Origin of the sequence: Pseudomonas sp. LTR0 (genome assembly GCF_036630035.1) — a bacterium.
Classification (GTDB): domain Bacteria; phylum Pseudomonadota; class Gammaproteobacteria; order Pseudomonadales; family Pseudomonadaceae; genus Aquipseudomonas; species Aquipseudomonas putida_Y.
The window spans coordinates 1,025,775-1,037,502 of the sequence record NZ_CP123734.1 but is presented as its reverse complement, the minus strand read 5'-3'; the positions used below and the strand labels follow the sequence as shown (position 1 = coordinate 1,037,502).

At 61.6% G+C, this 11,728-nt stretch carries 10 protein-coding genes; 8 read left to right on the top strand and 2 right to left on the bottom strand.

Annotated features, from left to right (window positions below):
• Nucleotides 1–3: 3 nt before the first annotated feature.
• The gene (locus tag QCL51_RS04840) at nucleotides 4–330 is read right to left on the bottom strand and encodes a hypothetical protein (RefSeq protein WP_338444616.1); all 327 of its coding nucleotides are present in this window, start codon (nucleotides 328–330) and stop codon (nucleotides 4–6) included.
• Nucleotides 331–362: 32 nt separating this feature from the next.
• On the opposite strand from QCL51_RS04840, the gene QCL51_RS04835 reads away from it, so the two are divergent.
• The 5 genes from QCL51_RS04835 to QCL51_RS04815 all read left to right on the top strand — a co-directional run bounded on the left by QCL51_RS04835 (nucleotide 363) and on the right by QCL51_RS04815 (nucleotide 6,035).
• On the top strand, nucleotides 363–875 hold the full coding sequence (locus tag QCL51_RS04835; protein ID WP_021781899.1) for a sigma-70 family RNA polymerase sigma factor: 513 nt from the start codon (nucleotides 363–365) through the stop codon (nucleotides 873–875).
• 72 nt (nucleotides 876–947) lie between these two features.
• On the top strand, nucleotides 948–1,910 hold the full coding sequence (locus QCL51_RS04830; RefSeq protein ID WP_021781898.1) for a FecR domain-containing protein: 963 nt from the start codon (nucleotides 948–950) through the stop codon (nucleotides 1,908–1,910).
• Nucleotides 1,911–2,035: 125 nt separating this feature from the next.
• The gene (locus QCL51_RS04825) at nucleotides 2,036–4,624 is read left to right on the top strand and encodes a TonB-dependent receptor (RefSeq protein WP_021781897.1); all 2,589 of its coding nucleotides are present in this window, start codon (nucleotides 2,036–2,038) and stop codon (nucleotides 4,622–4,624) included.
• Nucleotides 4,625–4,973: 349 nt separating this feature from the next.
• Complete coding sequence (locus QCL51_RS04820; RefSeq protein WP_021781896.1) at nucleotides 4,974–5,567, top strand: biliverdin-producing heme oxygenase; 594 nt, start codon at nucleotides 4,974–4,976, stop codon at nucleotides 5,565–5,567.
• 54 nt (nucleotides 5,568–5,621) lie between these two features.
• On the top strand, nucleotides 5,622–6,035 hold the full coding sequence (locus QCL51_RS04815; RefSeq protein ID WP_021781895.1) for a YbaN family protein: 414 nt from the start codon (nucleotides 5,622–5,624) through the stop codon (nucleotides 6,033–6,035).
• Here QCL51_RS04815 and arcD (QCL51_RS04810) read toward each other — a convergent pair.
• Complete coding sequence (gene arcD / locus QCL51_RS04810; protein WP_021781894.1) at nucleotides 6,015–7,442, bottom strand: arginine-ornithine antiporter; 1,428 nt, start codon at nucleotides 7,440–7,442, stop codon at nucleotides 6,015–6,017. The two genes, QCL51_RS04815 and arcD (QCL51_RS04810), sit on opposite strands and share 21 nt — an antisense overlap.
• A 434-nt stretch (nucleotides 7,443–7,876) precedes the next feature.
• Here arcD (QCL51_RS04810) and arcD (QCL51_RS04805) point away from each other — a divergent pair, with 434 nt between their 5' ends.
• The 3 genes from arcD (QCL51_RS04805) (at nucleotide 7,877) to QCL51_RS04795 (ending at nucleotide 11,671) form a co-directional block, all read left to right on the top strand.
• Nucleotides 7,877–9,304, top strand: a complete 1,428-nt coding sequence (gene arcD, locus QCL51_RS04805) for an arginine-ornithine antiporter (RefSeq protein ID WP_021781893.1) — start codon at nucleotides 7,877–7,879, stop codon at nucleotides 9,302–9,304.
• A 33-nt stretch (nucleotides 9,305–9,337) separates the two neighbouring features.
• Nucleotides 9,338–10,591: an arginine deiminase gene (arcA, locus tag QCL51_RS04800; RefSeq protein WP_021781892.1), complete on the top strand. Its 1,254-nt coding sequence runs from the start codon at nucleotides 9,338–9,340 to the stop codon at nucleotides 10,589–10,591.
• A 69-nt stretch (nucleotides 10,592–10,660) separates the two neighbouring features.
• Nucleotides 10,661–11,671, top strand: coding sequence for an ornithine carbamoyltransferase (locus QCL51_RS04795; protein WP_003255074.1), 1,011 nt, complete (start codon nucleotides 10,661–10,663; stop codon nucleotides 11,669–11,671).
• Nucleotides 11,672–11,728 lie beyond the last annotated feature (57 nt).

The window sequence follows — 11,728 nt, the reverse complement described above, 5'->3', positions numbered from 1 at the left end:
CGCCTATGAAATCGAGCGCCGCCCGCGCGGCGCATCGCGAGCAAGCTCGCTCCTACATTTGTTTCGGGCCAGTCCATCCTGTGCCACTGGCGCGCGACCGCCTTGTTTGTACGACGCGATATCGAGCCATACGCCAGGGCGTTCGCGCGCAAATCCCACAGGCATAATTGGCCCGAAACAAATGTAGGAGCGAGCTTGCTCGCGATGCGCCGCGCGGGCGGCGCTCGATTTCAAATACACAGAAAATCCACCGCCAAGCGCCCGCAGACTCACAATCTTTACCTTTTCCTGATAATTCCACACTTGACCTGCCGCACGGATGATAAGCATTATCATTAACCTTTCGTCGGCCAGGTCCCCCCGTGAGTCAGTCCCGGTTCAATTCCGTCTTCCTCGTTCAGCGCCTCACCCTGCTGCGTACCCTGCAGCGCATGGTCGGTAACCCCAGCACGGCCGAAGACCTGCTGCAGGAAACCTACCTGCGGGTGTCCCGCGCGCTGGGCGAGCGGCCCATCGAGCACATCGAGCCGTTCGTGTTTCAGACCGCGCGCAACCTGGCGCTGGACCACCTGCGTGCACGCCGGGTGCAGGCACGCATGCTGGTCGACGACGTGCCCGACGAAGTGCTGCACAGTGTCGCCGCGCCCGCCACCAGCAGCGAGGATGCCGCCCACGCCGAGCAGTTGCTCAAGCACCTCAGCGTCAGCCTCAATCAACTGAGCGAGCGCCAACAACGCATTTTCATCCTCAGCCGCCTGCATGGCGCCACCTATCTGGAAATCGCCGAACAACTGAGTGTTTCGCCCAGCACGGTACAAAAGGAACTGAAACTGATCATGGCAATCTGCATGGGTGTTGCCGACCGTCTCAAGTAGGTAACGCAAAGCCCCTTGCCACTCCCCACCCCAGCCGTGATGATGCGCAGAAAAACCATTCAAGGATTCACCGTGACCGACCGCCCTGCCCCTCGCCCGTCACCTGCCCGGCTTAGCGCCCGAGCTCGTGCCATGGACGAGGCGCTGGACTGGCTGGTGCGCCTGCAATGCGCAGATGCCGCAGACACCCAGGCCTTTGAAGCCTGGCTGAGCGCTGCGCCAGAAAACGCCGAGGCCTATGTCGAGGCCGAGGCACTGTGGAACGGTACCCCGTTGCATCAAGTGGCCACACAGATGCACCAGCAGCAACGCCGCTCATGGCGCGGGCGCCTGCGCAGCCACTGGAAACCTCTGGCCACCGCAGCGCTGCTGGTGGTTGGGCTGTTCACCGTCGGTAACCTGCCCATGCGCCTGCAGGCGGACCACCTGACTGTGGTCGGCGAGCGCCAGCGCCTGCAACTGGAAGACGGCGCAAAAGTGCTGCTCAACACCAATTCGGCATTTGCCAGCGAACGCCAGGACGGCCGCCAGGTCGCCCGCCTGCTGCAGGGCGAGGCTTATTTTCAGGTTCCCGACAGCGCGCAGCTGCCGCTGGAAGTGAAAGCTGGGCCTTTGCGCGCACAGGTGCGCGACACCGACTTTGCCGTGCGTTACCTTGACGGCGAAGCTCAGGTGCGGGTGCAACGCGGCGCTGTCGACCTGCAGGGTGGGCGCGACCAGCGCATCCGCCTGAGTGCCGGCGACAGCATCAGCGTCGGCCCCGAGGGCTTTGGCCAACGCCAGCGCCCAGACATGCACAAGGACCTGGCCTGGATCGACGGCCGCCTGGTGTTCGAGAACTGCCCGTTGAGCCAGGTGCTGGCCGAAGTGCAGCGGTACTACCCGGGCTGGATCATCAACCGCAATACACAGCTGGAGAATGTTGCCGTCACCGGTAACTACCGCCTCGACCAGCCGCTGGAAACCCTGCGCGCACTGGCCCACATCACCTCGGCACAGCTGCATGAGTACCCGGCGCTGGTCATCCTGAACTGACCCTGAATTATTTTTACGCGATCGCACTCGCCCGCCCGTCTCGTTATAGCCAATGCAACTGATTCTTGTTTGTGAACGAGAACAGCCATCACCTATAACAGCCCGCGCGTCTGGGAGCGCTTCCGATGTCCACTGGTCCTACCCGCTCGTCCAACCTTCCCCGCCGTACAGGACAACTGTCCCTGTTGACCCTTGCCCTGCTCGCCAGCGGTGCCTGCAGCCTGCCGGCGCTGGCCGCCGAGCCGGCACAGGCCAGCAGCCCGCGTATGGGCGACTACCGCTTCAGCATCGGCCAGCAACCGCTGGTGTCGGCGATCAACGCCTTCAGCCAGGTCACCGGCTGGCAGGTCGGCTTCAGCGCCGAGCTGGCCGACGGCGTGGCTTCGCCAGGCGTACAGGGTTCGCTGCCGCCAGATGCTGCCCTCAAGCGCCTGTTGCGGGGTACCGGGCTGAGTTTTCGCAAGATCAGCAACGGCAATGTGGTACTGGAGCGCCAAACCGCAAGCAACGTGATCGCCCTGCAGCAGGTGACCGTCAGCGCCACCCGCAGTGCACAGGACGTCAGCCAGGTGCCGAGCACTGTCAGCGTGCAGACCCGTGAGCAACTGGACCGGCAGAACGTGAACAATATCCAGGATCTGGTGCGCTACGAGCCGGGGGTGTCGGTATCCGGAACCGGCCAACGCAGCGGGCTGAACGGCTACAACATCCGGGGTATCGACGGCGAGCGGATTCTCACCCAAGTCGACGGCGTGTCGATCCCCGACAGCTTCTTCTACGGCCCCTACGCCCAGACCCAGCGCAACTATGTCGACCCGGAAATCGTCAAGCGTGTGGAAATCCTCCGCGGCCCGGCCTCGGTGTTGTATGGCAGCAACGCCATCGGCGGTGCGGTGAGCTACTTCACCCTCGACCCGGACGACATCATCAAGCCCGGCAAAGACGTGGGTGCACGCCTGAAAACCGGCTACAGCTCGGCCGACGAAAGCTGGCTGACCTCCGCCACTGTCGCCGGCCGCCAGGGTGATCTCGACGGCCTGCTGCACCTGAGCCAGCGCAACGGCCACGAGACCGAAACCCACGGCAGCCACAGTGGCGACGGCCTGTCACGCACCGAAGCCAACCCGATGGACGTGCGCACCACCAACGTGCTGGCCAAGCTGGGCTGGAACTACGCCGACGACGCGCGCCTGGGGCTCACCTACGAGCGCTACAAGGATGACCGCGACCAGAACATCCTCAGCGCGGTGGGTGGGCCGTTCATTCCGGGCTTCGGTGGCATGAACTCGTACCGCATGCGCCAGGGCAACGACACGATCACCCGTGAACGCTTCGGCCTCAATCATGAATTCGACCTCGATAGCGTGGTCGCAGATCACGTCAAATGGAGCCTCAACTACCAGATCGCGAAGACCGACCAACGCACCGATGAGCTGTATGTCGCCTCGGGACGCCAAGTGTTTCGGGACCGGCAGACGACCTACAAGGATCGCCAGTGGGTATTCGACGCCCAATTGGACAAGGCCTTCAGCATCGGCCAAACCGACCACCTGCTCACCTACGGCACCACACTCAAACAGGAGAAAGTCACGGGTTCACGTAGCGGCACCGGCACTTGCCTGAATATCGGTGGGACCTGTACCGCCATCGGACAGGACAGCGCGCGTGACGGGCAGGCGTTGGTCAGCGACTTCCCGGACCCGACCGTGAATACCTACAGCCTGTTCGCGCAGGATGAAATCCGCTGGAACAACTGGACCTTCATGCCCGGCGCGCGCTACGACTACACCCGCATGGAACCCAAATTCACGGAGGAATTCCTGCGTGGTCTGGAGTCCAGCGGTACGGCGCCAACCTCCCAGGACGATTCGGACAAGAAGTGGCACCGCATCTCGCCCAAGTTCGGCCTGACCTACGCCTTCAACGACAACTACACCTGGTACGGCCAGTATGCAGAGGGCTTCCGTACTCCGACCGCCAAAGCCATGTATGGCCGCTTCCAGAACCTGGACCAAGGCTACCGCGTGGAGGGCAACCCGAACCTCGAGCCTGAAAAGAGCAAAAGCTACGAAACCGGCCTGCGTGGCAACTTCGACGCCGGCAACTTCGACGTGGCAGTGTTCTACAACAAGTACCGTGATTTCATCGACGAAGATGCCGTGCAAAGCGCCAACCTGGAACAGACCTTCCAGGCCAACAACATCAAGCACGCCACGATCAAGGGTGCCGAATTCAAGGGCCGCCTGAACCTCGACCACTTCGGCGCACCGCAGGGCCTCTATGCCCAAAGCTCGATTGCCTACACCTATGGTCGTAACGATGACACCGGTCAACCGTTGAACAGTGTCAACCCGCTCAAGGGCGTATTCGGCCTGGGCTACGAGCAGCAGAACTACGGCGGCTTGCTGAGCTGGACGCTGGTCAAGCGCAAGACCCGTGTCGACGACAGTACCTTCTATTCGCCTGACGGTTCCACCTCGAAGTTCCGTACCCCGGGCTACGGCGTGCTGGACCTGACCGGCTACTACAAGGTCACCGACGACGTCACCATCAATGCCGGGCTGTACAACCTTACCGACAAGAAATACTGGCAGTGGGATTCGGTGCGCAGCTACGACGGCCAGGGTGAAGCGGCTGTGACCCAGCCCGCTAACATCGACCGCCTGACCATGCCGGGGCGCAACTTCGGTATCAATGTGGTTTGGGATATCTGATCGCTTTAAATGTGCATTGGTTGTGAGATCGAGCGCCGCCCGCGCGGCGCATCGCGAGCGAAGCTCGCTCCTACATCTGTTTCGGGCCAGTTATTCCTGCGCCTTATGCGCGCGGCCCCTTGGTGTCCGACTCTGTATTGTGTCGAACCAACAAGGCGGTCGCGCGCGCGGTCACAGGTGTTATTGGCCCGAAACAGATGTAGGAGCGAGCTTCGCTCGCGATGCGCCGCGCGGGCGGCGCTCGATCTCTCAGGCGCTGCAATAACCAATCTGAAAACACCCTTTTTTTACTGTCCCGCCCCCGCTGTTTCGTCTTGTATCTAGACGCCCCCTCTCCAAGGACTGCCCCATGACCGAACGCCCAGCCCTGCGCTCCCAACGCCTGAACCAGATCACCCACGCCCCGCACGCCGAGCTGGATGCCCTGGTCAAATCCCACGCGCCTTTCGACAGCCGCGAAAGTTTCGCCCGCTTCGTCGTCGCGCAATACCTGTTCCAGTCCGAGCTGCAGGCCCTGTACAACGACCCTCAACTGATCGCCATCGTCCCTGACCTGGCTGAACGCTGCCGTGCCGACCAGGCCCGCCTGGACCTCGCCGACCTCGACACCGAAGTACCGGCCGCCGTGCCGGGCGCCGTAGGCAAGCCGAGCCTGGGCGAGGCAATGGGCTGGATCTTCGTCTCCGAAGGCTCCAAACTGGGCGCTGCGTTTCTGATCAAGCGTGCCGTGGCCCTGCAGCTGTCCGACAGCTTCGGTGCCCGTCACTTGGGCGAGCCCGCCGGTGGCCGTGCCGAAGGCTGGAAGCAGTTCACCCGCATCCTCGATGGCCTGGCGCTCTCGCCTGAAGAGGAAGCGGCTGCCGAACGCGGTGCAGTGGCCGCTTTCGAGCGTTTCACCGAGCTGCTCAAGCACGCCTACGCTGCGGATGCCGCGCTGGTCTGATACGCCGTAGCCGGCCACCCCTCCGGTGGCCGAACCGTTTTATGCAGTGAGAACATGACCCAACCAGCCCGCTCGAAACTCGCCCGCCTGTTGTATGGAATCCTGGCCTACGTGAGCCTCGGGGTGGGCCTGGTCGCCATTGTGATCCCTGGCTTGCCGACCACCGAGTTCATCCTGCTGGCCGCCTGGGCCGCCACACGCAGCTCACCGCGCCTGTCGGCATGGCTGGAGAACCACCGGCTGTTCGGGCCAATTCTGCATAACTGGCGCAACGGCAAGGTTATCCAGCGCCGCGCCAAGGTCAGCGCAACCATCAGCATGCTGCTGTGTGCGGGCCTGATGCTGACCTTTCTGGAACACCACTGGCCGGTATTCCTGGCAATCGCCGGGATGACCTTGGGCAACCTGTGGATCTGGTCACGCCCGGAGCACGCCTGCCCTGCCCCGTCACAAGCTCAGCAGCCCTGAATACAGGGCATAGGCCGCCAGCGCGGCACCCACCAGCACGGCGGCGAAAATCAGCTTTTCCCAGGCCGTGAACAACGTCTGCCCCTGCTCATGCTTGGCCCTCGCGAACAAGATGACGCCGGGGGCGTACAGCAGCGCCGAAAGCAGCAGGTACTTGAGCCCGCCGGCATACAGCAGCCACACGGCATACAGCAGGGCAACCAGCGCCACCAGCAAGTCCTTGCGCCGCAACCTCGGCTGCCCGGCATAGGTTTCTGCACGCATCGCCAGCAGCACGGCATACGCCGCAGACCACAGGTAGGGCACCAGGATCATCGACGAGGCCAGGTAGATCAGACTGGTGTACGTACCGGCGGAAAACAGCGTGATCAGCAGGAAGCCCTGAATCATGCAGTTGGTCAGCCACAGGGCGTTAGCCGGCACATGGTTGGCGTTTTCCTTGGCCAGAAAGCGCGGCATGGTCTTGTCCCGCGCCGTAGCGTAAAGGATCTCGGCACACAGCAGCGCCCAGGACAGCAAAGCGCCAAGCAACGAGACTGCCAGACCGAGACTGATCAGCAAGGCGCCCCAGGGGCCAACGATATGCTCCAGCACCGAGGCCAGTGAGGGGTTCTGCAGCCCGGCCAGTTCCGGTTGGGTCATGATGCCCAGCGACAACACGTTGACCAGCACCAGCAACGCCAGCACACCAAGAAAACCGATGACCGTGGCCTTGCCCACGTCTGACCGACGCTGGGCGCGCCCGGAATACACGCTAGCGCCCTCTATGCCGATGAACACGAATACGGTCACCAGCATCATATTGCGCACCTGCTCCAGCACGCTGCCGAATTGTGGGTTGCTCAAGCCCCAGATATCCCGGGTGAAGATGTCGGCGCGGAAGGCAAATGCAGCGATCACCACAAAAATCAGCAACGGCACCACCTTGGCCACGGTAGTGACCTGGTTGATGAAAGCCGCCTCCTTGATGCCGCGCAATACCAGAAAATGCACCGACCACAACAGCAGCGAGGCACAACCGATGGCGATGGGTGTGTTGCCTTCGCCGAACACCGGGAAGTAGAAACCCAGGGTGCTGAACAGCAGTACGAAGTAGCCGACGTTGCCCAGCCAGGCGCTGATCCAGTAGCCCCAGGCCGAGGAAAAGCCCATGTACTCGCCAAAGCCAGCCTTGGCGTAGGCATATACCCCCGAGTCCAGTTCCGGCTTGCGGTTGGCCAAGGTCTGGAACACGAAGGCCAAGGCCAACATGCCGACTGCGGTGATCGCCCAGCCGATCAGCACTGCACCCACATCGGCACGCGCGGCCATGTTCTGCGGCAGCGAGAAGATCCCGCCACCAATCATCGACCCGACCACCAGCGCGATCAGCGCGCCCAGGCGCAGCTTCTGTCCCGGTTCGCTCATGAGCCTCCTTTTTCAAACCCTGTCATGCGTTTGAAACAGCATTGCGGGCTATATAAATATCGTTACTTATACTGAAGCTGTGGGTTCAACCTATATCACTCATAACTGCTTTGTCTATGTACCTGCCCTCTCAAAACTAGCAGCAGTCCGGCAACTGGAAAAGAAACTGATAAAACTCGAATTTCTTGTGAAAAATTTGCTAAAGCGGCAAAAGCGGCTAATTTCAAGCATCGCAGGCTGAACAGAGCGTTTGCTCTAGAAGGACATGGAGGTGCCAGCACACAAGGCCTGCAGCTCAAGCTGTCGGCACTCTCCAGGAGCACCCGTGAAGGAAATTTCCTACCTTCACGGCGCCTTAAACTGACATAAGTCAGCTCAAGGCAAAGGCGTCGGATCTATTCTGTCGTCAACTTTCTCCTGGCAGGAGTTGTTAAATGTCTGATTCATCCGGAAAACTAAAGCTCGGCGCGTTAGTTGCACTTGTCGTCGGTTCGATGATTGGCGGCGGTATCTTCTCGCTGCCGCAAAACATGGCAGCCAGCGCAGGGGTTGGGGCCGTGCTGATCGGCTGGGCGATCACCGCAGTCGGCATGCTGACCCTGGCCTTCGTGTTCCAGACCCTGGCCAACCGCAAGCCTGATCTGGATGGCGGGGTGTATGCCTATGCCAAGGCCGGCTTCGGCGACTACATGGGCTTTTCCTCGGCCTGGGGCTACTGGATCAGTGCCTGGCTGGGCAACGTCGGCTACTTCGTGTTGCTGTTCAGCACCCTGGGCTACTTCTTCCCGATCTTTGGTGAAGGCAATACCCCAGCCGCCATCATTGGCGCGTCGATCCTGTTGTGGGCGGTGCACTTCCTGGTACTGCGCGGCATCAAGGAGGCTGCCTTCATCAACCTGGTCACCACTGTGGCCAAAGTGGTGCCGCTGGTGCTGTTCGCCCTGATCTGCCTGTTCGCCTTCAGGCTCGACATCTTCACCGCCGATATCTGGGCCGTGGGCACGCCAGAGCTTGGCAGTGTCATGAACCAGGTGCGCAACATGATGCTGGTCACCGTGTGGGTGTTCATCGGCATCGAGGGCGCGAGCATCTTCTCGGCGCGGGCGGAAAAACGCACCGACGTGGGCAAGGCAACGGTGATCGGCTTCGTGACCGTGCTGCTGTTCCTGGTGTTGGTCAACGTGCTGTCGCTGGGCATCATGACTCAACCGGAACTGGCCAAGCTGCAGAACCCGTCGATGGCTGCCGTGCTGGAGCATGTGGTCGGCCACTGGGGGGCGGTGCTGATCAGCGTCGGCCTGGTCATCTCGCTGCTCGGGGCGCTGCTGTCGTGGGTGCTGCTGTGCGCCGAGATCATGTTCGCCGCAGCCAAGGACCACACCATGCCGGAGTTCCTGCGCCGCGAGAACGCCAAACAGGTACCGGCCAACGCCCTGTGGCTGACCAACGCCATGGTGCAGATCTTTCTGGTCATCACGCTGTTCTCAAGCAGCACCTACCTGTCCCTGATCTACCTCGCCACCTCGATGATCCTGGTGCCCTACCTGTGGTCGGCAGCCTATGCGTTCTTGCTGGCACTGCGCAGCGAAACCTACGAACAGGCCCTGGCCGAACGCAAGAAGGACCTGATCATCGGTGGTATCGCCCTGTTGTACGCCGTCTGGCTGCTGTACGCAGGCGGCGTGAAATACCTGCTGCTCTCGGCCCTGCTCTACGCACCTGGCGCCATCCTGTTCGCCAAAGCCAAGCGTGAGGTGGGCAAACCGGTCTTCACCAACGTGGAAAAACTGATCTTCGCAGCCGTGGTCATTGGTGCCTTGGTGGCAGCCTATGGCCTGTATGACGGCTTCCTGACCCTTTGACCCACGTCTTCGCTCAATTGGAGGAATGAAACCATGTCCGCTGAAAAACAGAAGTACGGTGTCCACTCCGAAGCCGGCAAACTGCGCAAAGTGATGGTTTGCGCCCCTGGCCTGGCGCACAAGCGCCTGACGCCGAGCAACTGTGACGAACTGCTGTTCGACGACGTGATCTGGGTCGACCAGGCCAAGCGTGACCATTTCGACTTCGTTACCAAGATGCGCGAGCGTGGCGTGGATGTGCTGGAGATGCACAACCTGCTGACCGATATCGTGCAAAACAAAGAGGCCCTGAAGTGGATCCTCGACCGCAAGATCACCCCTGACACCGTCGGCGTAGGCCTGACCAACGAAGTGCGTAGCTGGCTCGAAGGCCTTGAGCCACGCCACCTGGCCGAATTCCTGATCGGCGGTGTGGCAGGCCAGGACCTGCCGCAGAGCGAAGGCGCCGAAGTCGTGAAGATGTACAACGACTACTTGGGCCACTCCAGCTTCATCCTGCCACCACTGCCCAACACCCAGTTCACGCGCGACACTACTTGCTGGATCTACGGCGGCGTGACGCTGAACCCGATGTACTGGCCGGCGCGTCGCCAGGAAACCCTGTTGACCACCGCCATCTACAAGTTCCACAAGGAGTTCACCGAGGCCGACTTCCAGGTGTGGTATGGCGACCCGGACAAGGACCATGGCAATGCCACGCTCGAAGGCGGTGATGTGATGCCGATCGGCAATGGCATCGTGCTGATCGGCATGGGCGAGCGCACCTCGCGCCAGGCCATCGGCCAGCTGGCGCAAAACCTGTTCGCCAAGGGCGCCGTCAAGGAAGTGATCGTCGCCGGCCTGCCAAAATCCCGCGCCGCCATGCACCTGGACACTGTCTTCAGCTTCTGCGACCGCGACTTGGTCACGGTCTTCCCGGAAGTGGTGAAAGAGATTGTGCCATTCATCATCCGCCCGGACGAAAGCAAGCCTTACGGCATGGATGTACGCCGCATCAACAAGTCGTTCATCGAAGTGGTGGGCGAGCAACTGGGCGTCCAGCTGCGCGTGGTCGAGACCGGCGGCAACAGCTTCGCCGCCGAGCGCGAACAGTGGGATGACGGTAACAACGTGGTGGCCATCGAGCCGGGCGTAGTCATTGGCTACGACCGCAACACCTACACCAACACCCTGCTGCGCAAGGCCGGCATCGAGGTCATCACCATCAGCGCCGGCGAACTGGGCCGAGGCCGTGGCGGCGGCCACTGCATGACCTGCCCGATCGTGCGCGACCCGATCGACTACTAACGACCATCACGCCCGGCCGCACCCATGAAGTGGCGGCCGGGACATCACCGAACTCAAGGAGAAACTGTCATGGCGTTCAACATTCACAACCGCAACTTGCTCAGCCTGGAACACCACACCACCCGTGAGTTGCGCTACCTGCTGGACCTTTCCCGCGACCTCAAACGCGCCAAGTACACCGGCACCGAGCAGCAGCACCTGAAGGGCAACAACATTGCCCTCATCTTCGAAAAGACCTCCACCCGTACCCGTTGCGCCTTCGAAGTGGCAGCCTATGACCAAGGCGCCAACGTCACCTACATCGACCCCAACTCCTCGCAGATCGGCCACAAGGAGAGCATGAAGGACACGGCCCGTGTGCTCGGGCGCATGTATGACGCCATCGAGTACCGTGGCTTCAAGCAGGAAATCGTCGAAGAGCTGGCCAAGTTCGCCGGCGTACCGGTGTTCAACGGCCTGACCGATGAATACCACCCAACCCAGATGATCGCCGACGTGCTGACCATGCGTGAGCACAGCGACAAGCCGCTGCACGACATCAGCTACGCCTACCTGGGCGATGCCCGCAACAACATGGGCAACTCGCTGCTGCTGATCGGCGCCAAGCTGGGCATGGATGTGCGCATCGCCGCGCCCAAGGCACTGTGGCCGCATGACGACCTGGTCGAACGCTGCAAACAGTACGCTGAAGAAAGCGGCGCACGCATTACCCTCACCGAAGACCCGAAAGCCGCGGTCAAGGGTGTCGACTTTGTCCATACCGACGTGTGGGTCTCGATGGGCGAGCCGATCGAAGCCTGGGGTGAGCGCATCAAGCAGCTCAAGCCTTATCAGGTGAATGCCGAACTGATGAAGTCCACCGGCAACCCGCGGACCAAGTTCATGCACTGCCTGCCGGCATTCCACAACTCCGACACCAAGGTAGGCAAGCAGATCGCCGAACAATACCCGGACCTGGCAAACGGCATCGAAGTGACCGATGACGTGTTCGAGTCGCCAGCGTGCATCGCCTTCGAGCAGGCGGAAAACCGCATGCACACGATCAAGGCGATCTTGGTATCGACCCTGGCGGATCTATAAGTAGCCCGCAGTCCCTGTGGGAGCGGGCGTGCCCGCGAAGGCGTCAGCCGCATCATC